This window comes from Plantactinospora sp. BC1 (genome assembly GCF_003030345.1).
In the GTDB taxonomy this organism is placed as follows: domain Bacteria; phylum Actinomycetota; class Actinomycetes; order Mycobacteriales; family Micromonosporaceae; genus Plantactinospora.
This window is the reverse complement of the sequence record NZ_CP028158.1, coordinates 7,352,228-7,375,157: the sequence shown is the minus strand read 5'-3', so window position 1 is coordinate 7,375,157 and position 22,930 is coordinate 7,352,228. Positions and strand designations below refer to the sequence as shown.

Annotated in this window: 18 protein-coding genes and 1 pseudogene; 12 read left to right on the top strand and 7 right to left on the bottom strand. The window is 72.7% G+C overall.

Features of this window, described 5'->3' with window-relative positions:
• Window positions 1-23: 23 nt before the first annotated feature.
• Window positions 24-1,577 (top strand): serine hydrolase, encoded by a 1,554-nt coding sequence (locus C6361_RS32405; RefSeq protein WP_107270063.1) that lies wholly within the window; start codon window positions 24-26, stop codon window positions 1,575-1,577.
• Between the two features lie 139 nt (window positions 1,578-1,716).
• Here the strand turns inward: C6361_RS32405 and C6361_RS32400 are convergent, their stop codons facing one another.
• The 3 genes from C6361_RS32400 to C6361_RS32390 form a co-directional block, all read right to left on the bottom strand.
• Complete coding sequence (locus tag C6361_RS32400; protein WP_234359150.1) at window positions 1,717-2,697, bottom strand: polysaccharide lyase family 1 protein; 981 nt, start codon at window positions 2,695-2,697, stop codon at window positions 1,717-1,719.
• 252 nt (window positions 2,698-2,949) lie between these two features.
• On the bottom strand, window positions 2,950-3,873 hold the full coding sequence (locus C6361_RS32395; protein WP_369931466.1) for a MaoC/PaaZ C-terminal domain-containing protein: 924 nt from the start codon (window positions 3,871-3,873) through the stop codon (window positions 2,950-2,952).
• A complete protein-coding gene (locus C6361_RS32390) occupies window positions 3,873-5,231 on the bottom strand; it encodes a 3-oxoacyl-ACP reductase (RefSeq protein WP_107270062.1) in 1,359 nt (452 codons plus the stop codon). Before C6361_RS32390 ends, C6361_RS32395 begins: the two co-directional genes overlap by 1 nt.
• A gap of 57 nt (window positions 5,232-5,288) precedes the next feature.
• Here C6361_RS32390 and C6361_RS32385 point away from each other — a divergent pair, with 57 nt between their 5' ends.
• From C6361_RS32385 to C6361_RS32375, 3 genes are all read left to right on the top strand, one after another.
• The gene (locus tag C6361_RS32385; RefSeq protein WP_107262642.1) at window positions 5,289-6,581 is read left to right on the top strand and encodes an acetyl-CoA C-acetyltransferase; all 1,293 of its coding nucleotides are present in this window, start codon (window positions 5,289-5,291) and stop codon (window positions 6,579-6,581) included.
• Window positions 6,582-6,827: 246 nt separating this feature from the next.
• Entirely contained in the window at window positions 6,828-7,391 is a 564-nt protein-coding gene (locus C6361_RS32380) for a transcriptional regulator (RefSeq protein WP_107270061.1), read from the top strand.
• 2 nt (window positions 7,392-7,393) lie between these two features.
• Window positions 7,394-8,707 carry an MFS transporter gene (locus C6361_RS32375; protein WP_107270060.1) on the top strand — a complete coding sequence of 438 codons (1,314 nt, stop codon included), beginning with the start codon at window positions 7,394-7,396 and terminating at the stop codon, window positions 8,705-8,707.
• Window positions 8,708-8,752: 45 nt separating this feature from the next.
• Here the strand turns inward: C6361_RS32375 and C6361_RS32370 are convergent, their stop codons facing one another.
• The gene (locus tag C6361_RS32370) at window positions 8,753-9,184 is read right to left on the bottom strand and encodes an uL11 family ribosomal protein (RefSeq protein ID WP_107262645.1); all 432 of its coding nucleotides are present in this window, start codon (window positions 9,182-9,184) and stop codon (window positions 8,753-8,755) included.
• Window positions 9,185-9,298: 114 nt separating this feature from the next.
• Here C6361_RS32370 and purB point away from each other — a divergent pair, with 114 nt between their 5' ends.
• On the top strand, window positions 9,299-10,723 hold the full coding sequence (purB, locus tag C6361_RS32365; protein WP_107270059.1) for an adenylosuccinate lyase: 1,425 nt from the start codon (window positions 9,299-9,301) through the stop codon (window positions 10,721-10,723).
• A 52-nt stretch (window positions 10,724-10,775) separates the two neighbouring features.
• On the opposite strand, the gene C6361_RS32360 is transcribed toward purB, so the two are convergent.
• Together C6361_RS32360 and C6361_RS32355 are read right to left on the bottom strand one after the other, a co-directional pair.
• Window positions 10,776-11,294, bottom strand: coding sequence for a YbjQ family protein (locus tag C6361_RS32360; protein WP_369931465.1), 519 nt, complete (start codon window positions 11,292-11,294; stop codon window positions 10,776-10,778).
• A gap of 158 nt (window positions 11,295-11,452) precedes the next feature.
• A complete protein-coding gene (locus C6361_RS32355) occupies window positions 11,453-12,109 on the bottom strand; it encodes a trypsin-like serine protease (RefSeq protein WP_369931464.1) in 657 nt (218 codons plus the stop codon).
• A gap of 380 nt (window positions 12,110-12,489) precedes the next feature.
• Between C6361_RS32355 and purS the strand changes: the two genes are divergently transcribed.
• From purS to C6361_RS32335, 4 genes and pseudogenes are all read left to right on the top strand, one after another.
• Window positions 12,490-12,753: a phosphoribosylformylglycinamidine synthase subunit PurS gene (gene purS, locus C6361_RS32350; protein WP_107262649.1), complete on the top strand. Its 264-nt coding sequence runs from the start codon at window positions 12,490-12,492 to the stop codon at window positions 12,751-12,753.
• On the top strand, window positions 12,750-13,433 hold the full coding sequence (purQ, locus tag C6361_RS32345; protein WP_107262650.1) for a phosphoribosylformylglycinamidine synthase subunit PurQ: 684 nt from the start codon (window positions 12,750-12,752) through the stop codon (window positions 13,431-13,433). The genes purS and purQ overlap by 4 nt, the downstream gene beginning before the upstream one ends.
• Window positions 13,434-13,543: 110 nt before the next feature.
• Window positions 13,544-15,920: pseudogene (gene purL, locus C6361_RS32340) on the top strand (phosphoribosylformylglycinamidine synthase subunit PurL); the annotation flags it as partial.
• 629 nt (window positions 15,921-16,549) lie between these two features.
• Entirely contained in the window at window positions 16,550-17,326 is a 777-nt protein-coding gene (locus tag C6361_RS32335) for a 2-phosphosulfolactate phosphatase (RefSeq protein ID WP_107271315.1), read from the top strand.
• A gap of 121 nt (window positions 17,327-17,447) precedes the next feature.
• Here the strand turns inward: C6361_RS32335 and C6361_RS32330 are convergent, their stop codons facing one another.
• Window positions 17,448-19,298, bottom strand: coding sequence for a carboxypeptidase-like regulatory domain-containing protein (locus C6361_RS32330; protein WP_159079590.1), 1,851 nt, complete (start codon window positions 19,296-19,298; stop codon window positions 17,448-17,450).
• Window positions 19,299-19,561: 263 nt separating this feature from the next.
• On the opposite strand from C6361_RS32330, the gene C6361_RS32325 reads away from it, so the two are divergent.
• From C6361_RS32325 to purM, 3 genes are all read left to right on the top strand, one after another.
• Window positions 19,562-19,915 (top strand): sterol carrier family protein, encoded by a 354-nt coding sequence (locus tag C6361_RS32325; protein WP_107270057.1) that lies wholly within the window; start codon window positions 19,562-19,564, stop codon window positions 19,913-19,915.
• 152 nt (window positions 19,916-20,067) lie between these two features.
• Window positions 20,068-21,633 (top strand): amidophosphoribosyltransferase, encoded by a 1,566-nt coding sequence (gene purF / locus C6361_RS32320; protein ID WP_107262653.1) that lies wholly within the window; start codon window positions 20,068-20,070, stop codon window positions 21,631-21,633.
• Window positions 21,634-21,777: 144 nt separating this feature from the next.
• A complete protein-coding gene (gene purM, locus C6361_RS32315; RefSeq protein WP_107262654.1) occupies window positions 21,778-22,923 on the top strand; it encodes a phosphoribosylformylglycinamidine cyclo-ligase in 1,146 nt (381 codons plus the stop codon).
• Window positions 22,924-22,930: the final 7 nt, after the last annotated feature.

Genomic DNA, 22,930 nt, shown 5'->3' with positions numbered 1-22,930 from the left:
CACTTCACGGGGAGGAAACGCGAATGGGATCCAGCCTGCGACACACCGTCCGGACGGTGCTGGCGGTGGTGCTCGCGCTGCCGGCGGCGGTCGCCGCCGGGGCCGGCCCGGCGGCCGGGGCGCCACCCCCGGACGACCTGGCCCGGGTGGAGAGCTACCTGCGGCAGCACATGGCCGAGGTCCGCGCGCCCGGGTTGGCGTACGCGGTGGTCCGGGCCGACCGGGTCGTCGGGCAGGGAGCCTGGGGGGTCGACGGCGACGGCAACCGGATCACCCCGCGCACGCCGTTCGTGCTCGGCTCGGTGACGAAGTCGTTCACCGCACTGGCGGTGATGCAGCTCGTCGAGGCCGGCCGGGTCGAGCTGGACGCACCGGTCCGCCGGTACGTGCCGTGGCTGCGGCTGGCCGACGAGTCGATCGCGGTCCGGATCACCGTACGGCAGCTGCTCGTCCAGAACAGCGGGCTGCCGCAGGTGGCGTCGATGGGGCTCACCGACCGGTACGACAACACGCCCGGTGCGCTGGCCCGGACGGTACGGGACCTCGCGGCGGTCCGGCCGACGACCGAGCCGGGCGGGGTCCACCAGTACAGCGACGCCAACTACCTGATCCTGGGCGTACTGGTCGAGGAGGTGACCGGGGAGAGCTACGGCGGTTACCTGCGCCGGCAGGTACTCGATCCACTGGGGATGGTCGACTCCGCCGCCACCGGCGCCGAGGCGGAGGCGGTCGGGGTGCCGCCCGGACACCGTTACTACCTCGGCCGCCCGCAGCGCTTCGACCCGGGCTTCGACGGCTCCGGCGTGACGTACGGCTTCCTGGCGGCGAGCCTGACCGACGTGACCCACTACGCGATGGCCCAGCTCGGCGGCGGCCGGTACGCCGGTCGTCCGGTCCTGTCGCCGCAGGGCGTCGCGCAGCTGCACACCGGCCAGGTCCCGACCGGCGGCGCCGGCCGGTACGCGATGGGGTGGCGGGACAGCACGCTCGGCGACCCGGCCGAGCGGATCGTCTGGCACGCCGGGGCGACGGCGAACTCGTTCGGCCACATCGTGCTGGTACCCGGGTCGGACCTGGCCGTGGTGGTGCTGGCCAACATCTACGGCCTGATGATGGACGGTCCGCTCGTCTCGGCGGCCTTCAACGTGGCCCGGATCCTGCGCGGTGCCGAGGCGGAGGCCGGCGCGGCGAAGGATCCGACCTTCACCCGGTTGCTCGCCGGGCTGGGTGCGGTCGCGCTGCTCCTGCTCGGCCTGCTGGTCTGGTCGCTCCTCCGGATCGTCCGCCGTCCGGCCGGGCGGGCCGGGTCGCGCCGGCGGATCCTCGCCGGAGCGGCCGGCTGGGTCGTCGGCTGCGCCGGCCTGGCGGTGGGGGTGACCCGGGCGATCCCGGCGGCCTGGGACGGTGCCGGCCTGGCGCAGGTGCGGCTCTTCGCCCCGGACGTCGGTGACGCGATGGTGGCGGTGGCGGTGCTGGCCGGACTGCTGGCGCTGGCCCGGGTCGGCGTCGCCGCCGTCGCCCTGGCCGGTCGCCGGTCGGTGCCGCGGGCCCGACCGCGCTACGAGGTGGTCGGCTGACCGTCCGGGTGCCGCGCCGGGCGAGGGTGCGGCCGCCGGTCGGCGGAAACGGGGGTACGGGTGCTCCGGTCCGGTGGGACCGGAGCACCCGTCACGTCGCCGGTGGCGCGGGTCGGATCGGGCGACGCCGTGCCGACGGTCAGATCCGGCCGGTGCCGGCGCCGCCGGTGACGATGGACTTGACGTTGGCCGCCGGGTCGACGCTGACGCTGTACGGGAGGCTCCGTACGCTGCCGCCGGCCTGGCCACTGCCGGAGTTCACGAAGTGGTTGTTCCGGGCGACCAGGGTGCCGGGGCCGGAGCTGGCCTCGCCGAGGTGGTACGGGTCGTCGGTGTTCTCGAAGTAGTTGCCCTCGACGAGCACACCGGCGCCCTCGGTGGAGGCGACGCCGTAGCCGCCGACGTTGTTGTAGTAGTTGTTGAAGACGTGCACCGGGTTGCCGAACCGGACCCGGGGGTGCCGCTGCTCGGAGCCGTCGAACCAGTTGTGGTGGTACGTCACCCGCAGCTTGCCGCTGTCCTCGCTCGCGTTGTCGTCGGAGTGACCGAGCAGGAAGGACTTGTCGTGGTCGAAGACCCGGTTCCAGGAGACGGTGGCGCAGTCCGAGGCCCGCTTGATGTCGACCGCGCCGTCGGAGCCGTTGCTGAAGCTGTTGTGGTCGATCCAGACCCGGGTCGAGTACTGCACGTTGATCGCGTCGTCGCTCCAGTTCCGGAAGTTGATGTTCCGGATGATGACGTTGCTGACGCTGGCGACGTTGAGCCCGCCACCGGTGATGGCGGCGTTGCTGCCCACCCCGATGATGGTCTTGTTGGCGGCGACCTTCTGCATGCCGCTGATCGACAGGCTGCCGGAGACCCGGATCACCCGTGCGCCGCTGGCCTGCATCTCGCTGACCAGCTGGCTGCCGCTGGTGACCGTCACCGGGGAGGCGTTGCCGCCGCCGGTGGTGCCGCCGCACTGGGTCGCCCAGCCCTGCATGTTGAACGAGGCGGCCGACGCGGTGGGCATCGCGACCATCGAGGTGGTGACGAGTACGGCGGCGGTGGCTGCGGCGAGCAGTGGCGTCCGGGTGAGCCGTCGTACGCGCTGGGACGTGGTGGTTTCGGTGCTGGACACAGATACCTCCGAGCGGAAGTGATCCACCTCGGCGGCCGGGTCGCGGGTGGGACGCGGGCGCCGCCAGCGAGGATGGACGGTGCGGCCGGCCGTTCCGGGCGCACTTGTTGGGGGACGGGGATGCTGGAAAGCGCTTTCCAGCATCAAGCGAAGACTATCGATGCACATCAGTCGTGTCAACGACAAATCTCGATGTTTGTTCCGTCCTGTCGGGCTTCGCCCGAGAGCGTGATCAGTCCGGATCACACCGGATCAGACCCCGGTCGCGGTCACCTCGCCGAGCAGGTGGGCACGGCCGCGCGACGGGTCGTGCAGCCCGAAACTCCAGCCCGGGGCGGCGGAGAACGCGACCGTACCGGGCAGCGGCACCGGCCGCTTGAACGCCACCTCCACGGTGTACGCGTCGGGCAGCCGCCCCTCCAGCGCCGCCAGGCACCGGGCCTTGCTCCACATGCCGTGCGCGATCGGCCCGGCGAAGCCGAACAGCCGGGCGGCGACCCGCGAGGTGTGGATCGGGTTGTGGTCACCGGAGACCCGGGCGTAGTCCCGGCCCACCCGGGAGTCCAGCCGCCACAGCGCGGTCGGGGCCGGGGCCGCCGGCTGCTCCGTCGAGTCGCGCCGGCCGCCGGCCGCCGTACGCTCCCGCCGCAGGTACGTCGAGACCCCGCGCCACACCACCTCCCCGTCGGCCGAGGCGGTGCAGACCACGTCGAACTGCCGGCCCCGGTCGTGCGGGCGCAGGTCGACGGCGCGTACCGCCAGGTCCAGCGGCTCCGCCGCGTCCATCCGGCGGTACGCGGTGATCCGGTTCGCCACGTGCACCAGGCCGACCAGCGGCAGCGGAAACTCCGGCGCGCTCATCAGGCGCAGCGCCAGCGGAAAGGCGAGTACGTGCGGATAGGTCGGCGGCAGCGCGTCGGCGAGCCGGAACCCGCACACCCGGTCGTACGCCGCCAGGTGGTTCCGGTCGACCGTGACCGCCCGGACCAGCAGTTCGGTCCCGGGGAGCCGGTCGGCACGCCGGGCCGCCCCGAACCTCGGGGCCAGCCCGATCGCCGCCTGCCGGTAGAGCGGCCCGGCGGCCGGCAGCGCCGCCAACTCGACCCCGGACCCCTCCGGCGCGCTCCCGGGCCCGACCGGGGTACCGCCCCCGGTCTCGTTCGGCATCTCGGACATCACGCCCCCAGCAGACTCTGACCGCAGACCCGGACCACGTTGCCGGTGACCCCGGCCGAGCCGGGCGAGGCGAACCAGGCGATCGTCTGGGCGACGTCGACCGGCAGGCCGCCCTGCGCCATGCTGTTCATCCGCCGGCCGGCCTCGCGGAGCACCAGCGGGATCCGGGCGGTCAACCGGGTCTCGATGAAGCCCGGCGCGACCGCGTTCACGGTGATGCCGCGCTCGGCGAGGACCGGAGCCATCGAGTGCACCAGGCCGATCACCCCGGCCTTGGAGGTGGCGTAGTTGGTCTGGCCCCGGTTGCCGGCGATCCCGGCGATCGACGAGACCCCGATGAGTCGCCCGCCGGCCGGGATCAGCCCCCGGTCCAGCAGTACGTCGTTGATCCGTTCCTGGCTGGTGAGGTTGACCTCCAGCACCGAGTCCCACCAGTCCGGCCGCATCCGGCCGAGCGTCTTGTCCCGGGTGATCCCGGCGTTGTGCACCAGCACGTCGACCCGGCCGTGCCGGTCGGCGAGGTGGTCGGCGAGCCGCAGCGGCGCGTCCGGCGCGGTCAGGTCGAGCTGTACCGCCGTACCGCCGACGGCGTTGGCGACCTCGGCGAGCGCGTCACCGGCGGCCGGTACGTCCAGCGCCACCACCTGGGCACCGTCCGCCGCCAGCACCTCGGCGACCTTCGCCCCGATCCCCCGGGCGGCGCCGGTGACCAGGGCGATCCTGCCGTCCAGCGGGCGGGCCCAGTCGACCTCCGGCACCTCGGCCGGACCGATCCGGATCACCTGCCCGGAGACGTACGCCGAACGGCCGGAGAGCAGGAAGCGCAGGGTCGACTCGACCGCCCGCTCGGCACCCGGCGCGACGTAGACGAGCTGCGCCGTCGTACCCCGGCCGAACTCCTTGCCGATGCTCCGGGTCAGCCCCTCCAGGGCGCGCTGGGCGGTCGCCTCCCGTGGGGTGGCGCAGGATTCCGGTGGGGTGCCGAAGACGACCACCCGGCCGGACGGGTGCAGCGCCCGGGCCAGCGGGTGGAAGAAGTCGTAGAGCGCGCGCAGCCCGGCCGAGTCGGTGATGCCGGTGGCGTCGTAGAGGAGGGCGGCCTGCGGGGGTACCCGACCGTCGTCCTCGGCGGCCCGGGTGGTGGCCGGGTCGGAGATCTCCACCCCGGCGGCGGTGAGCAGCTTGCCGAGCGGCTCGACCAGGCGGCCGCCGGAGGCGGCGTCGAGGCGTACCGGGCCGTGCGTCAGCGGGTCACCGGGGCGGTACCGGCGCAGTTTGGGCGGGTCGGGCAGGCCGAGGCGCTTGACCAGCGCCCGGCCGGGACCGGTGTGGGCGAAGCTGGCGTACCTGTCACTCATGAGAGAAGCCTACTCGCGGGTAAGGTAGGAACAACCCTGCGTTCTGGAGGCGTCACCATGGAAGCCGTACGTCGCGTCGCGATCCTCGGAGGCAACCGGATCCCGTTCGCCCGCTCCAACGGTCGGTACGCCAAGGCGTCCAACCAGGACATGCTGACCGCCGCCCTGGACGGGCTGATCGCCCGGTTCGGCCTGGCCGGCGAGCGGCTCGGCGAGGTGGCCGCCGGGGCGGTGCTCAAGCACTCGAAGGACTTCAACCTCACCCGGGAGGTGGTACTCGGCTCCCGGCTCGACCCGCGCACCCCGGCGTACGACCTCCAGCAGGCCTGCGGCACCGGCCTGGAGGCGGCGATCCTGGTCGCCAACAAGATCGCGCTCGGTCAGATCGACGTCGGTGTGGCCGGTGGCGTGGACACCACCTCGGACGCGCCGCTGGCCGTCAACGAGGAACTGCGGCGCACCCTGCTGGAGATCAACGCCGCCCGTACCCTCGGCGGGCGCCTGAGGGCCGCCAGCCGGCTCCGGCCGGCCCAGCCGTTCCGGCCGGAGATCCCGCGCAACGCGGAGCCGCGTACCGGACTGTCGATGGGCGAGCATGCGGCGGTCACCGCCCGGCGGTGGCACGTCGACCGGCAGGCCCAGGACGAACTCGCGGTCCGGTCGCACCAGCGGCTCGCCGCCGCGTACGACCGGGGGTTCTTCGACGATCTGGTCACCCCGTACCTCGGGCTGACCCGGGACGCGAACCTCCGCCCCGACACCAGCGTGGAGAAGCTCGGCCGGCTCAAGCCGGTCTTCGGCACCCGGGGACCGGACGCCGAGCACGCCAGCATGACCGCCGGCAACTCGTCACCGCTCACCGACGGGGCGTCGACGGTGCTGCTCGCCTCCGAGGAGTGGGCCAGGGCACACAACCTGCCGGTACTCGCCTGGTTCGGTGCGTCGACGACCGCCGCCGTGGACTTCGTACACGGCGACGAGGGGCTGCTGATGGCTCCCGCGTACGCCGTACCCCGGTTGCTCGCCCGGACCGGGCTGACCCTGGCCGACTTCGACTACTTCGAGATCCACGAGGCGTTCGCCTCGCAGGTGCTGGCCACCCTGGCGGCCTGGGAGTCGCCGGAGTTCTGCAAGGAGAGGCTGGGCCTGGACGCCCCGCTGGGGTCGATCGACCCGGACAAACTGAACGTCAACGGCTCGTCGCTGGCCGCCGGCCACCCGTTCGCCGCGACCGGCGGCCGGATCGTGGCCACCCTGGCCAAGCTGCTCGCCGAGCGCGGCTCCGGGCGCGGGCTGATCTCGATCTGCGCGGCCGGCGGCCAGGGCGTGGTGGCGATCCTGGAACGCTGAGCTGGCCGGGCGACAGCCCGCCGGAAAGCCGACCGCCGGAATCGGTGACCTGGACACCAGACGCGCTAACCCTGCGTCGTAACGCCTCCGGTGTCCGGGTCGAGGCGTCGGCATGGCCGGGTGGCGGTCGTCAGCGGGGTGCTGGCGGGGGGTGCTGGCGGCGGGAGCACAAGCGGGGCAGCTCGACAGTCTCTGCGGCGAGGATGGCCACCCCGCCTCGCGCCGACATCCCCTACACTCCCAAACATGTCTTTGGGGGTTGACGACGATCCAGACGCCGACGCGCCGGATCCGACCGTCCGGCTGCGGGCGCTGGCCCATCCGGTACGGATGCGGATCCTCTCCCTGCTCACCGCGTCGGCGCTCACCGCCGCCGAGATCGCCCGCGAACTGGACCTCACGCACGCCAACGCCAGCTACCACCTGCGGCACCTGCTGGCCGCCGGCCTGATCGAGGTGGCCGGCGAGGAACGCATCCGGGGCGGCGCCGCCAAGCGCTACCGCTACGACCCGGCGAGCCAGCGCGACCGGCCCGGGTCGGGGCTGGCCGCCGGCCCGGCCACCCCCGACCACCGGCTGCTCTACGACGCGCTCGCCGCCGAGTTGCGCCGCCGAACGCATCACCTGCGGCCCGGCCCGGGCAACTTCCTCACCGACGCCGAGTTCTGGATCGACCCCGAGACCTGGGACGAGATCCGGAACACCATCGCCGAGGCGTCGGCCCGGCTGCACCACGCCGCCCGGCCCGCGCACACCCCCGGCACTCACCGGGTGAGCGCCACCGTCGCGCTCTTCCGGATGGAGGACTGACCATGGGTACCCGGGACGGCGCGCTCGCGCCGCTGCGGCACCGGCCCTTCCGCTACCTGGCGATCGGCCGGTCCGCCACCATGCTCGGCAACGCGGTCGCACCGGTCGCGCTGGCGTTCGCCGTACTCGATCTCACCGGCAGCGTGCGCGACCTCGGCCTGGTCGTCGGCGCGCGGTCGCTGACCCACGTGCTGTTCCTGCTCTTCGGCGGCGTGCTCGCCGACCGGCTGCCCCGGCAGACGGTGATGGTGGTCTCCTGCGCCCTCGCCGCGCTTACCCAGGGCGCGGTCGCGGCGCTGGTGCTGACCGGTACCGCGACGATCCCGGCGCTGGTCGCGCTCGCCGCCGTGAACGGCGTGGTGGCCGCCTTCGCCTGGCCGGCCGCCGCCGCACTGGTCCCGCAGACCGTGCCGGCCGAGCTGCTCCAGTCGGCCAACGCGCTCAACCGGCTCGGCACCAACGCCGCCATGATCGGCGGCGCGTCGCTCGGCGGTGTGCTGGTGGCCGGCGTCGGACCGGGCTGGGGGCTGCTGGTGGACGCCGCGACCTTCGCGCTGGCCGGGCTGGCATTCTCCCGGGTACGCGTCCAGGCCGTCGCCGCCCCGCGCACCGAGCGGGCCAACCCGGTCCGCGAACTGCGCGAGGGCTGGACCGAGTTCGTCGCGCGCTCCTGGGTCTGGGTGGTGGTACTCGGCTTCCTGCTGATCAACTTCGCCTACGCCAGCTCGGTCAACGTCCTCGGCCCCGCCGTGGCGGACGAGACGATCGGCCGACCCGCCTGGGGCCTGGTGCTCGCCGCCCAGACCGCCGGCATGGTGGCCGGGGCACTGGTCGCGCTCCGGATCCGGGTACGCCGGCTGCTCCGGCTCGGCGTGCTCTGCATGTTCGCCGACGTACTGCTGCTGCTCGGGCTGGCCTGGACACCGTCCGTCGCCGTGCTGATCGCCGCCGCGTTCGTGGCCGGGGTGGCCGTCGAGCAGTTCTCGGTCGCCTGGGAGACCTCGATGCAGCGGAACATCCCCGCCGACAAGCTCGCCCGGGTCTACTCGTACGACGCGCTCGGCTCCTTCCTGGCGATCCCGCTCGGCCAGATGACGATCGGCCCGGTGGCCGAGACCATCGGCAACGAGTCGACGCTGCTGGTCGCCGCCGGGGTCGTCTTCGTGGCGGTACTCGGCATGCTGGCCGATCCGGGCGTACGCCGGCTCTCGACCGAGCTTCCGGCCCGTGCCGAGGACGCCGGACCCACCGGACCCGTGCTGCCGGCTGCTCCGTCGACGGCACCGGGGCCGGCTCCGGCGGGAAAGGTCGGCTAGCGCCGCCGCACCCACCGCACCGGTGCCGGACCCGGCCGACGCTGTTCAGTCGTCGGCGACGAGTACCCCCATCGAGCGGGCCGTGCCGGCGACCTGCCGCATCGCCGCCGCCACGTCCTCGGTGTTCAGGTCGGGCAACTTCCGCTCGGCGATCTCCCGGAGCTGCTGACGGGAGATCTTGGCCACCGTCTGCGAGCCGGGCCGTCCGGAGCCGCCGGCCAGCCCGAGCGCCTTCCGGATCAGGTACGCCGTCGGCGGCGTCTTGAGCCGCAGCGCGTACGACCGGTCGTCGAAGACGGTGACGACCACCGGAACGATCTCGCCGCGCTGGGCCGCGGTGGCGGCGTCGTAGTCGAGCTTGAGCTGCCGGGTGTTGACGCCGGTCGGGCCGAGCATCTTGCCGATGTCGACCATCGCCGCGTTGCCGGCGTCGAGTTCCAGGGTGAGCTGGCGGTTGATCTTCTTCTGCGGTGCCATGCCGGCGAAGCTATGGATTCCAGCGACTGGAGGGTCAACGCCATTTCCCGGGCACCCGTCCGATCCCGGGCACCCGTCCGAAGCGGAACCGTCGGGATGGCAGACAATGGCGGGGTGACCAGCATCCCCAACGTCCTCGCCAACCGGTACGCCTCGGCCGAGCTGGCCGCCCTCTGGTCCCCGGAGGAGAAGATCCGGATGGAGCGCCGCCTCTGGCTGGCCGTACTCCGGGCGCAGCGCGACCTCGGCGTGCCGGTGCCGGACGGCGCGGTCGAGGCGTACGAGCGGGTGCTGGACCGGGTCGACCTCGCCTCGATCGCGGCCCGGGAGCGGGTGACCCGGCACGACGTGAAGGCCCGAATCGAGGAGTTCAGCGCGCTGGCCGGGCACGAGCAGGTGCACAAGGGGATGACCTCCCGGGACCTGACCGAGAACGTCGAGCAGCTCCAGGTCCGCGCCTCGCTGGAACTGGTCCGGGACCGGGTGGTCGCCGCCCTGGCCCGGCTGGCCCGGCTCGCCGTCGAGCACGCCGACCTGGTGATGACCGGCCGCTCGCACAACGTCGCCGCCCAGGCGACCACGCTGGGCAAGCGGTTCGCCAGCGCCGCCGAGGAGCTGCTGATCTCCTACGAGCGGCTGACCGACCTGATCGAGCGCTATCCGCTGCGTGGGATCAAGGGTCCGGTCGGTACCGCCGCCGACCAGCTCGACCTCTTCGACGGGGACCCGGCCAGGGTGGCCGAGCTGGAGCGCCGGGTCGCCGAGCACCTCGGGTTCCGCCGGGTGCTGGACAGCGTCGGTCAGGTCTATCCGCGCTCGCTGGACTTCGACGTGATCTCCGCGTTGGCCCAGACCGCCGCCGCGCCGAGCAGCCTGGCCACCACGATCCGGCTGATGGTCGGCCAGGAACTCGCCACCGAGGGCTTCCGCCCCGGCCAGGTCGGCTCCAGCGCCATGCCACACAAGATGAACACCCGGTCCAGCGAGCGGGTGAACGGCTTCGCGGTGATCATCCGGGGTTACCTGTCGATGGTCGGCGAGCTGGCCGGCGACCAGTGGAACGAGGGCGACGTCTCCTGCTCGGTGGTGCGCCGGGTCGCGCTGCCGGACGCGTTCTTCGCCGCCGACGGGCTCTTCCAGACCTTCCTGACCGTGCTGGACGAGTTCGGCGCGTACCCGGCGGTGATCGCCCGGGAACTCGACCGCTACCTGCCGTTCCTGGCCACCACCAAGATCCTTGTCGCGGCGGTGCGGCGCGGGGTCGGTCGGGAGACCGCGCACGAGGTGATCAAGGAGCACGCGGTCGCGGTGGCGCTGGCGATGCGGGAGAAGGGCGCCACCGAGAACGACCTCTTCGACCGGCTCGCCGCCGACGGCCGGCTCGGGCTGACCCGGGCCGAGATCGACGAGCTGGTCGCCGACCGCGCCGGCTTCACCGGGGCGGCGTCCGCGCAGGTCCGGGCCGTCGCCGACCGGATCGCCGCGGTGGTCGCGGCGCACCCCGAGGCCGCCGGGTACGACCCGGCGCCGATCCTCTGAGCGGCCGACCCGCCGGGGCCGGGGAAGAGCCCGACCGCCGGTGGGTTCGCCGTCAGCTCCGCGGTGTCGGGGTGCCGGCCGCGCTGCCGAGGTCCGGTGCGCTCGGCGCCTCGGCGATCGCCCCGGAGTCCAGCGGCTCCGCCAGGTGCGCCGTCTCGGCCGCCACCTTCGGCTGGTCGCTGGGCGGATTCTCCGGCGGCTGCCGGACGGCGACCACCGCCGTGCCGTACGCGCAGAGTTCCATCCACATCTCGCCGACCTCGCGATGGTCGAAGCGCATCCCGATCACGGCGTTCGCGCCGAGCCGGGTCGCCTCCTCACCCAGCTTCTGCACGGCGTCGGTACGCCAGCGGGTGAGGTTCTCGGGCGCCTTGGGGTCATAGGCGCCACCACGGAGGTTCTTCACGCCTTCCCGGTACGGGTTCCGGGTTCGGGCCTGGGAAGATACGACCTCGCCGAGTACCGCGCGGATCTCGTACCCCGGTAGGTGATCCGTCGTCACGACCAGCACAGCTTGATGCTGGCAGAGCCGGGCCCGTGCGTTTTGCGAGGGCTGTTCACATCGCTCCAGTTTGCGAAACGACGCGGCTGCCGCGAACCGGCCGCCGGAGCCCGTTCCCGGCCGCCTCGTCGCCAAACGGCGCGCAGCCGGCCCAAACGGCGCGGCGCGGACGTCCCATCGCAGCTGGAACGTCCGCGCCATACCCCTGAGGAGGGTGTGGGTGGTGCCTAGACGCCGGAGACGGAGGTGATCCAGGAACGGTTGTAGGCGACGCTGCCGTAGTTCTGGATGCTCTGCCCGTCGGCGGTGGAGGCGACGCCCACCTGGGCGCCGTTGTAGACCTGCGGGCCACCGGAGTCACCACGCCAGGCGTTGCCGTTGACCCGGGTGCTGCGGATCGCCCGCCCGCCGTACGCGTCGGTGACGTTCGTGCTGGTCACCCGTACCGTCGCGGTCTTCAGCGTGGTCGACGCCGAGCAGCCGCTGTAGCAGGTCATCCCCCAGCCGTAGATGGAGTTGGTGGAGTTGACCGGCGGGTAGGCGCTGGACAGGGGCATGTAGCTGGTGTTGATCGAGGTGGACAGGTTGAGCAGCGCGAGGTCGTACCGGGAGTAGCTGGCGGTCACGCCACTGGTGACGCCGCCGGAGGACCGGTTGACGCTGCCGACCCGCACCGACATCGTGCCGCTGACACAGTGCCGGGCGGTGAGCACCCAGCGGGCCGCGATGATGGTGCCGGAGCAGGTGAACGAGCCGTTGCTGAGCACGGCCGCGGCCCACGGGGCCGAGGAGACGGTGCCGCCGCCGATGATGAACGGGGTGGCGGGGGCGGCGGTGGCGACGGACGGCGCGACGAGCGCGCCGGCCATGGCGGTGGCGAGCATCACCAGGGTTCGGCGAAGACGCACAGGGGGCTCCTTCCGGGGGGTTTACCCGGGGTCACCGGGTCGGTTGAGCCGCCGTAGGCGGGAGGATGTCCGCCGTACGGACCTGGACAGTCAACGTTCGGTGTAGCCAACCGGACGTTTGACGCCACACGCTAAGCCGTTCGTCACCTATTCACAAGGGTGAACCTCTGCGGTCGGTTTCCGACCCTCTCCGGCGGGTGACCGGGTCCACCGGAGGCGCCCGGCGGGCGCCCGGGGTCGGTCGGGGCATCGACGCGCCGGCCCGTGCATCAACTGGCTGGTCGGCCGGGTACGCTGGCTCCGCTCGCCCCTTTCGTGGGCCGGCACCCAACTGCGTACACAGTCAGGAGTGCCCAGTGCCTCGCGTCGTCGTCGACGTCATGCTCAAGCCGGAGATTCTCGATCCCCAGGGCCAGGCCGTCGCGAATGCGCTGCCGAGGCTCGGAGTCACGGACGTGTCCTCCGTGCGCATCGGCCGGCGGATCGAGATCGAGTTCACCGGCCAGCCGGACCTGGACCGGGCCCGGGAGATCGCGGACAAGCTGCTGGCGAACCCGGTGATCGAGGACTTCTCGGTCCGGGTCGCCGAGGCCGGCGACGTCGAGGAGCGCAATCCATGACCGCCCGGATCGGCGTGGTGACGTTCCCCGGCTCGCTGGACGACCGGGACGCCGCCCGGGCCGCCCGGATCGCCGGTGCCGAGGTGGTGTCCCTCTGGCACGACGACCCCGACCTGCACGGCGTCGACGCCGTGGTGCTGCCCGGCGGCTTCTCCTACGGTGACTACCTGCGCTGCGGCGCCATCGCCCGGTTCGCCCCGGTGATGGAGTCCGTCGCCGCCGGAGCCCGGGACGGCCTGCCGGTGCTCGGCATCTGCAACGGGTTCCAGATCCTCTGCGAGGCGCACCTGCTGCCCGGCGCGCTGACCCGCAACCAGCACCTGCACTTCCGCAACCGCGACCAGGTGCTGCGGGTCGAGTCGGCGGGCACCGCCTGGACCAACGCGTTCCAGCCCGGCCAGGAGATCCTGATCCCGGTGAAGAACGGCGAGGGCTGCTACGTCGCCGACGAGCGCACCCTCGACGAGCTGGAGGCGACCGGCCGGGTGGTGGCCCGCTACCTGGGCGGCAACCCGAACGGCTCGCTGCGGGACATCGCCGGGATCAGCAACGAGGCCGGCAACGTGGTCGGGCTGATGCCGCACCCGGAGCACGCCGTGGAAGCGCTGACCGGGCCGTCCCTCGACGGACTCGGCTTCTTCACGTCGGTCCTCAAGCACCTCGCGGGAGTACCCGCATGATCGAACGGAGTGAGGTCATGGGCCAGCCAGAGCCCGCCCTCGCCGGCCACCCCTCGGCCCCCGATCCCGCCCCGGTACCCATCTCGGCCGTCGACGCGGTGGCCAGGATGATTCCGGCCGAGTCGCCCGTACCCGGCCAGCCGGCGCCGGTCGGCGGCGCCGCGGAACTGCCGGTGAACGGCTACCCGGGCGGCGTGGACACCGTGCCGAACGCGTCGGCCACCCCCGGCGACCTCCAGCCCTACGCCGAGCTGGGCCTGCGCGACGACGAGTACGACCGGATCCGGCAGATCCTCGGCCGCCGTCCCACCCAGTCCGAGCTGGCGATGTACTCGATCATGTGGAGCGAGCACTGCTCCTACAAGTCGAGCAAGGTGCACCTGCGGCAGTTCGGCGAGAAGGCCCCGCCGAGCGACCGGCTGCTCGCCGGCATCGGCGAGAACGCCGGCGTGATCCAGATCTCCGACCAGCTCGCGGTGACCTTCAAGGTCGAGTCGCACAACCACCCGAGCTTCGTCGAGCCGCACCAGGGCGCGGCGACCGGTGTCGGCGGCATCGTCCGGGACATCCTGGCGATGGGTGCCCGGCCGGTCGCGGTGATGGACCCGCTGCGGTTCGGCGCCGCCGACCACCCCGACACCGCCCGGGTACTCCCCGGCGTCGTCGCCGGGATCGGCACCTACGGCAACTCGCTCGGGCTGCCCAACATCGGCGGCGAGGTCGTCTTCGACGCCTGCTACCAGGGCAACCCGCTGGTCAACGCGCTCTGCCTCGGTGTGCTTCCGGTGCAGCGCCTGCAGAACAAGGCCGCCGCCGGCCCCGGCAACGTCGTGGTGCTGCTCGGCGCCAAGACCGGGCGGGACGGCATCGGCGGGGTCTCCGTGCTGGCCAGCGCCACCTTCGACGACGGCAGCGAGCAGCGCCGCCCGTCGGTGCAGGTCGGCGACCCGTTCATGGAGAAGCTGCTGATCGAGGCGTGCCTGGAGCTGTACGACGCCGGACTCGTCGTCGGCATCCAGGATCTCGGCGGTGCCGGGCTGACCTGCGCGCTCACCGAGACCGCCGCCGCGGCCGGCACCGGCATGCGGGTCTGGCTGGAGCGGGTACCGCTGCGCGAGGCGTCCATGCAGCCGCACGAGATCCTGGCCAGCGAGTCGCAGGAGCGGATGCTGCTGATCGTCGCCCCGGAGAAGCTCGACGCGGTGCTCGGGATCGCCCAGAAGTGGGGCATCCCGGCCAGCGCGATCGGTGAGGTGACCGGTGCCCCCGAGGGCTCCGGGCCGGGCCGGCTGCTGGTCACCTGGCAGGGGCACACCGTGGTCGACGTGCCGCCGGGGTCGCTGGTCGACGACGGTCCGGTCTACGCCCGCCCGATGCGGGAGCCGGCCGACCTGATCCTGCTCCAGGCGGACCGGGCCGAGACGCTGCCCCGGCCGGCCACCGCCGAGGCGCTCCGGGAGACCCTGCTCCGGATGATCGCCTCGCCGAACCTCTGCGACAAGACCTGGATCACCGAGCAGTACGACCGGTACGTGCTCGGCAACACCGTGCTGGCGCAGCCGGAGGACGCCGGAGTGATCCGGATCGACGAGCGGTCCGGGCTGGGCGTCGCCCTCTCCGTCGACGGCAACGGCCGGTACGCCCGGCTCGACCCGTACCACGGGGCGAAGCTGGCGCTCGCCGAGGCGTACCGGAACGTGGCGGTGACCGGCGCGAAGCCGATCGCGGTGACCGACTGCCTGAACTTCGGCTCGCCGGAGGACCCGGGCGTGATGTGGCAGTTCGCCGAGGCCGTACGCGGGCTCGCCGACGGCTGCGCCGAGCTGGGCATCCCGGTCACCGGCGGCAACGTCAGCTTCTACAACCAGACGGGTGCGGCGGCGATCCACCCCACCCCGGTCGTCGGGGTGCTGGGCGTGCTCGACGACGTCGCCCAGCGGGTGCCGATGGGCTTCGCCCGGACCACCGGGGCCGACCACGACCTGATCTTCCTGCTCGGTGAGACCCGGGTGGAGCTCTCCGGCTCCGAGTGGGCCTGGGTCACCCACGAGCACCTCGGCGGGGTACCGCCCAAGGTCGACCTCGCGGCCGAGCGTAGCCTCGCCGAGCTGATCGCCGAGGCGGCCCGGGTCGGGCACCTGCGCTCCGCCCACGACCTCTCCGACGGCGGCCTCGCCCAGGCGCTGGTCGAGTCGACCCTCCGGCACGGCGTCGGGGCCCGGATCGCCCTCCCGGAGGGCTTCACCGCCGGCTCGATGCCGTTCGTCTTCCTGTTCAGCGAGTCGGCCGGCCGGGCGATGGTGGCGGTGCCGCGCGGGCACGAGAAGGCGTTCACCGCGCTCTGCGTCGAGCGCGGGGTGCCGTGGACCCTGATCGGGGTCACCGACACCAGCGCGGACGAGTTGGAGATCCGGGGCCAGTTCACCGTCGGCCTGCCCGAGCTGCGCGCGGCGTTCAGCGCCACCCTGCCGAGCCTGTTCGGCGAGAGCGCGGCGGCGCTGGCCGAGTCGGTCGCGACCGGGACGAGCACGCCGGAGGCCGGGCCGACCGGTCCCGACCGGGCCGAGACCCAGCCGGTCACCGGCACTGAGCAGCCGGTCACCGGCACCGCCCAGCCGGTCACCGGCACTGACCGGGCCGAGTCGGACGATGCCGACCGGCCCGAGCCGGTGGCCTCCGCTGCCGGCTCGGCGCCGCAGCCGGAGTCGGCCGCCGATCCCACCGCTGGCGGCCCGGACGCCGCCCCTGCCGAGGACGTGGCAGCCAACGCCGCCCCTGCCGAGGGCGCGGCAGCCAACGCCGCCCCTGCCGAGGACGCGGCAGCCAACGCCGCCCCTGCCGACGGCGTGGCAGCCGAGGGCGCTACTGCCGACGGCGTGGCAGCCGAGGGCATCGCTCCCGAAGCCGTGGTTCCGGGTGACGTCGCTCCGACCACCACCACCGCTCCGACCACCCCGGCCGGGGACCAGGAGTCGGCGGACCAGGAGTCGGCGGAGCAGCGGCCGGCGGAGCAGCAGCCGGCGGACCAGACCGATGCCGGAGATCGCCGGACGGATTGACCCGGCTGCGCGGCGGTCGGGTCGATCCGGCGGCGGAGGAACCGCGTCGTGACGGAGCTGACCGGACCGTCGGACGGCTCGGCGGAGTCTGTCTACGCCCAGCCCGGTAGCGGCGCCAGGCTGGACTGGGGACTGGCCGGTGCGGCCGAGCTGAGCCGGGTCTGCGCGGTACTGGTGATCGTGGACGTGCTCTCCTTCACCACCTCGGTGGAGGTGGCCGTCGCCCGGGGGATGCGGGTGCACCCGTTCCCGTGGGGCGCCCAGGCCGCGGAGTACGCCACCCGGGTCGGCGCGGTGGCCGCCGTCGGCCGTCGCGCGGTCACCCCGGACCATCCCTGGTCGCTCTCCCCGGCGGCCCTGTACACCGCACCGGTCGTGCCGGATCTGGTACTGCCGTCTCCGAACGGTTCGGCGATCAGTGCCGCCGCCAGCGCGACCGGGCTGCCGGTGGTGGCGGCCTGCCTGCGCAACGCCAGCGCCGTCGGGCGCTGGCTCCTCGCCCAGGGGTACGGCTCGACCACCGCACCGATCGGAGTGGTGGCGGCCGGGGAGCGTTGGCCGGACGACAGTCTCCGGCCCGGTGTCGAGGACCAGCTCGGCGCGGCGGCCGTACTCGACGCCCTCTCCACAGTGTCCGGTGGGCTCTCCGTCGAGGCGGCGCTGGCGCTGGCCGCGTTGAACAGCCTGCCCGACGTGCCGGCAGCGGTCCGGGGCAGCGTCTCCGGCCGGGAACTCGTCACCCGGGGATTCGGTCAGGACGTCGAGATCGCGGTCCAGGTCGGTGTCTCCGACGTGGTGCCGGTACTCCGCAACGGCGTCTACTCGCCGGCCTGACCGGGACCGTTCCGCCTGTCGTCACCGCCGGATCGGTCGGCACAGCGGTACCGCGAAACCCGGAGGGGCCCGGCTCGCCGTCGCGAACCGGGCCCCTCCGGGTTGTGTCGTGCGGGTCGGCTCAGTCGTCCAGCCAGTCGAGCGACCGGCGCTCCGAACGGCTCGACTGCTGCGGCGCACCCGTCCGGCTGTGCCCGGCCCGCGGTGCGTCGTCGTAGTAGCCGCCGCCCTGCTGCTGGTCGTAGCCAGCACGGTCGTCGTAACCGTTCTGGTCGTCGTAACCACCACGCGGCTGGTCGTAGCCGGCACCGGTGGTCGGCTGGTCGTAGCTGGCCCGGTCGGCGCCGTAACCCTGCTCGTAGCCGGCCCGGTTGTCGTAGCCCTGCTGGTCGTAGCCGTCGTCGGCGCGTTCGTATCCGGCACCCGTACGCGGCTCGTCACCGTAGCCGGGCTGGCCCGCCGCGCCGTAGCCTGCGGCGTCGTACCCGTCGTCGTCCCGGCCGTACTGCTGGGTCGGCTCGTAGCCGCCGTGGCCGGCACCCGAGGACGGCCGGTAGGCGTTCGTGTCGTACGGGTCGGCCGCCGGGCCGTACTCGTCGGCACCGCCCCGGGCGCCGGTGTAGCGCCCGGTCGGCTCGTCGTACCCGTCGTCGTAGCCACCGGCACCGTTGGCGGCGTATCCACCGCCGGAGACGGGGGCACCGTAGCCGGCACCCGAGCCGGGTGCGTTGCCGTAGCCGGCCCCGGAGGCGGGGGCGCCGTAGCCGGCACCCGAGCCGGGTGCGTTGCCGTACGCGCCGGCACCGGACCCGGGCCGGTCACCGTAGCCGTTGGCGTTGCCGCCCCAGCCCGGCTCTCCGGCGCCGTAACCCGGCGTCTGCGGCCCGGGCAGCGGTGCACCGTACGGGTCCGGGAACTCGTCGTCGACCAGCGGAGCACTGTGCATCATGGTCGGCGCGTCGGCGAGGTTGCCGCCCCGGTTGACCATCGTCGGGTCGGCACCGGCCCGGTTGGTGACCCGGGTGGCGTCGTCGTCGCCCCGGTAGCCACCCCGGCCGGCCGCCGCGCCGCCGCGCGGTCCCGGCCCACCCGGGCCGTCCACGTCGTCATCTCCGCCGTCTTCCTTGCGGCGCATCAGCAGCAGCACGATCGCGCCGACGCCGAGGGCGACCAGCAGGCCGCCGGCCAGGATCAGCACCCAGGAGCCGAGCCCGCCGCCGGATTCCTCGTTGGCGGCCTGGTCCGGCGCACCCGCCTCCTGGCTCTCCTCGGCACCGGCCTCCTCGGTCGGCTCCTCCTCGGCGGCGTCCTCGGTCGGCTCGACCGTTGCCTCCGGGGTCGCGGTCGGCGCGCCGGCCAGGGCGAGCTGGATGCCCTGCCCGTTGACCCGGGCACCGGCGGCCCCGTTCACCTCTTTGGTGTCGCTGATGCCGTCCTTGGTGGCCCGGATCTGGAGCCGCCCCGGCGCGATCGGCCGGTCCTGGGAGCCCCTGAACTGGTAGTTGCCGTTGCTGCTCGTGGTGGCGCTGTGGGTCCGGCCCTGCCCGTCGGTCAGCCGCATGCTGGCGCCGGGAACCCCTTCGCCGGTGGCCTCGTTGGTGACCCGTCCGGAGACCTCGGCGACCGTCTGCACCTCCGGCGGTGCCTCCGGCCCGCGCACGGTGATGTTCCGTGCGGCCGAGTCGCTGTCGTCACCGACCTGGGCGTTGATCTGGACGCTGCCGGACCGGGTCTGTCCGGCCGGGACGTTTCCAGCCCGGAGCGTGACGCTGTAGGACTTGGTCGCGCCGAGGTCGATGGTGTCGGTGAAGTCGCACCGCTCGCCCTGGCACTGCAACTCGTTGAAGCCCCGGACGTTGATGTTGAACGAGGTGTCCCCGCCCAGTACGCCGCCGTTGTTGTTCTTGACGCTGAAGCTGAGCGTGGTGGTCTGCCCCGCGTTGAGGTTGGCGTTGACGCCCGTGATCGTCACGTCCGGATCGTCAGCCAAAGCTGGTGTGGTGGGGAGAGCGAATACAGCGCTGGCTGCCAGCGCCACGACCACACCGGCCCGGGAGATCCAGGCTCGTCGGTGTGCTGTCACGTCCACCGCCTTCCGGGGCTCCGCCGCCGACCCGTCGTCGGCGGGGATCTACCCATACGACTACACCGTCGGCAACTATGCCTTGTCCGACCGGATGAGCGCGACCCAGGGGCGGCGAAAAATGCCACGAAGCCGGGTCGTATCGTCCCGACGTGTCCTCTCCGCACAATAAGTCCGCAGCGGTCACGGCCGCGCTGGCGGACCTCGACGCCGGCCGTACGCCGGACCGGACGACGTCGCGGGACGCCGTTCGTGCCCTGCTGAGCGAGCTGGCCCGGGCCGCTCCCGGCCGGGCGGTGGAGGTCCGGGTGCCACCCTATGGGGCGATCCAGTGTTGTCCCGGACCGCGACACACCCGTGGTACCCCGCCGAATGTGGTCGAGATGGCACCGGAGACCTGGATCCGGCTGGCGACCGGGCGGTTGTCGTGGTCGACGGCGGTCGCCGAAGGACTGGTGCAGACCAGCGGCAATCGTTCGGATATCTCCCCATTTCTTCCGGTTTAGCCACACTCTTCCATCACCATCTGTCACTTACGGGGGTCATAACGTGGCTCTCTGTATCGGCTGCGGTTCGCGTACACTGTCTGAGTCGACAGAACCCGAAATCAGCCGGGTGACAGGCGAGTCCCGAGCAGATCAGCAAGAGGGAGCGGCAGGTGCCCCGAGGCGACGGCCGGTTGAGCCATGACCTCGACCCCCAACGACCCGGACCACAGGACGCGTGCGGTGTTTTCGGAGTCTGGGCTCCGGGCGAAGAGGTGGCGAAGCTCACCTACTTCGGTCTCTACGCGCTCCAGCACCGCGGTCAGGAGGCTGCCGGCATCGCCGTCAGCGACGGGTCGGGCGTGGTGGTCTACAAGGATCTCGGCCTGGTCGCCCAGGTCTTCGACGAGCCGACGCTGGCGAGCCTGCGCGGCCACCTGGCGATCGGGCACACCCGATACTCCACCACCGGTGGATCGACCTGGGAAAACGCCCAACCGACCATCCGGGCCAACACGGCGGGCACCACGATCGCGCTGGCCCACAACGGCAACCTGGTCAACACGGCCGAACTCGCCCGGGACGCGATCGAGCGCGGCATGGACTCGGACGGTTCGACCTCCGACACCGCCCTGGTGACCACGCTGCTGGCCAGCCGCCCCGACCTCTCGGTCGAGGCCGCTGCGCTGGAGGTGCTGCCGACGCTGCGCGGCGCGTTCAGTTTCGTCTTCATGGACGAGACCACCCTCTACGCCGCCCGTGACGCGTACGGGGTCCGTCCGCTGGTGCTCGGCCGGCTGGAGCGCGGCTGGGTGGTGGCGAGCGAGACCGCCGCGCTGGACATCGTCGGGGCGAGCCTGGTCCGCGAGATCGAGCCCGGCGAGCTGATCGCCATCGACGAGCACGGCCTGCGGTCGGCCCGGTTCGCCGCGCCGGAGCCGAAGGGCTGCCTCTTCGAGTACGTCTACATCGCCCGCCCGGACACCACGATCGCCGGGCGCAACATCCACGCCGCCCGGGTCGGCATCGGCCGGCGGCTCGCCCGGGAGCACCCCGTCGAGGCCGACCTGGTGATCCCGGTTCCGGAGTCCGGCACCCCGGCGGCGATCGGCTACGCCGAGGAGTCCGGCATCACCTACGGCGCCGGCCTGATGAAGAACCCGTACGTCGGGCGCACCTTCATCCAGCCGTCGCAGACGCTCCGCCAGCTCGGCATCCGGCTCAAGCTCAACCCGCTCCGGGAGAACGTCCGCGGCAAGCGGGTGGTCGTGGTGGACGACTCGATCGTGCGCGGCAACACCCAGCGGGCGATCGTCCGGATGCTGCGCGAGGCCGGTGCCCTGGAGGTGCACGTCAGGATCTCCTCGCCGCCGGTCAACTGGCCCTGCTTCTACGGCATCGACTTCGCCACCCGGGCGGAGCTGCTCGCCAACGGGCTGGACAACGAGGGCATCCGGCGGTCCATCGGGGCCGACAGCCTCGGGTACGTCTCGCTGGCGGGTCTCATCGCGGCCACCGAACAGCCGAAGACCCGGCTCTGCCGGGCCTGCTTCGACGGGGAATATCCGATCGAGTTGCCGGCGGGGAACCTGATCGGCAAGCACGTACTCGAAGGAGTTGACCGCCGGGTCGCCGGCGCCGGGGCGGAGGAGGTGGCCTCGACCGGGGCCACCCGCGGTCCGGGCGGTCAGCCGTTCGTGAGCAGTCCCAGTGGCGGCGAGGTGTCGTCGCACGCGTAGGCACCACGCCGGGCACCGCTGATGGGCACGACGCCCGGCGCCAGGACCGGCCCAACCGGACACATCCGGCCGGGCAGCACGAAGTCGAGCGATCCTCGACCGCTACCGACGCGGCCAGCCGCGAGAACCACAAAGGGGAGAACCGTGACGCACGTGACCGAGCGCAGTGGTGCAGGAAACGGCCCGGGCGGCACCCATCAGCCCTGGACGGCGGGGATGGGCCGGTCCGGACGCAAGCGCACCGTGTCGTACGCGGACGCCGGCGTCTCGATCCACGCCGGTGAGCGCGCGGTCGAACTGCTCCGCCCCAAGGTGCAGGGCACCCGGCGTCCCGAGGTGATGGGCGACATCGGCGGCTTCGCCGGCCTCTTCCGGCTGGACACCCAGAAGTACCGCAACCCGATCCTCGCCTCCTCCACCGACGGGGTCGGCACCAAGCTGGTCATCGCGCAGCAGATGGACATCCACGACACCGTCGGGATCGACCTGGTGGCGATGGTGGTGGACGACCTGGTCGCCTGCGGCGCCGAGCCGCTCTTCCTGCTCGACTACATCGCCTGCGGCGAGGTCGTACCGGACAAGGTCGCCGAGATCGGCGCCGGCATCGCCGACGGCTGCCGGTACGCCGGTTGCGCGCTGCTCGGTGGCGAGACCGCCGAGCACCCCGGGGTGCTCCGCCCCGACGAGTACGACGTCTCGGCCACCGGCGTGGGCGTGGTGGAGGAGAGCGAGATCCTCCGCCCGGAGCGGGTCGAGGTCGGCGACGTCGTGATCGCGATGGGTTCCTCGGGCCTGCACTCCAACGGCTACTCCCTGGTCCGGCACGTGCTGCTCGGCGCCGGCCGGATGCGGCTGGACAGCGTGATCGAGGACTTCGGCAAGCAGCGCACCCTGGGCGAGGAACTGCTCACCCCGACCAAGATCTACGCGCAGGACTGCCTGAAGCTGATCGCCGAGGCCGAGGTGCGGGCCCTGGCGCACGTCACCGGCGGCGGCATCCCGGGCAACCTGGTCCGGGTGCTTCCCGACAACGTCGACGCGGTGGTCAACCGGGCCACCTGGCGGCCGCAGCCGATCTTCGACCTGGTGCAGGCCAAGGGCCGGATCGAGGACCAGGACATGGAGTCCACCTTCAACATGGGCGTGGGCATGTTCGCGATCGTCTCGGCCGAGGACGCCGACCGGGCGCTGGCCTGCCTGACCGGCCGCGGTGTCGAGGCGTGGCAGGCCGGCGAGATCATCGAGGGCACCGGCGAGGTGCACATGATCGGCCAGCACACCCGAGGCTGACCCGAGC

What these genes read in the sequence shown, in the direction of transcription:
- C6361_RS32405 (WP_107270063.1), top strand. Translation starts at nt 24, where the DNA reads ATGGGATCCAGCCTGCGACACACCGTCCGGACGGTGCTGGCGGTGGTG.
- C6361_RS32395 (WP_369931466.1), bottom strand. Translation starts at nt 3,873, where the DNA reads ATGTCCGAGATGCCGAACGAGACCGGGGGCGGTACCCCGGTCGGGCCC.
- C6361_RS32390 (WP_107270062.1), bottom strand. Translation starts at nt 5,231, where the DNA reads ATGAGTGACAGGTACGCCAGCTTCGCCCACACCGGTCCCGGCCGGGCG.
- C6361_RS32385 (WP_107262642.1), top strand. Translation starts at nt 5,289, where the DNA reads ATGGAAGCCGTACGTCGCGTCGCGATCCTCGGAGGCAACCGGATCCCG.
- C6361_RS32380 (WP_107270061.1), top strand. Translation starts at nt 6,828, where the DNA reads ATGTCTTTGGGGGTTGACGACGATCCAGACGCCGACGCGCCGGATCCG.
- C6361_RS32375 (WP_107270060.1), top strand. Translation starts at nt 7,394, where the DNA reads ATGGGTACCCGGGACGGCGCGCTCGCGCCGCTGCGGCACCGGCCCTTC.
- C6361_RS32370 (WP_107262645.1), bottom strand. Translation starts at nt 9,184, where the DNA reads ATGGCACCGCAGAAGAAGATCAACCGCCAGCTCACCCTGGAACTCGAC.
- C6361_RS32355 (WP_369931464.1), bottom strand. Translation starts at nt 12,109, where the DNA reads ATGCTCGCCACCGCCATGGCCGGCGCGCTCGTCGCGCCGTCCGTCGCC.
- purQ (WP_107262650.1), top strand. Translation starts at nt 12,750, where the DNA reads ATGACCGCCCGGATCGGCGTGGTGACGTTCCCCGGCTCGCTGGACGAC.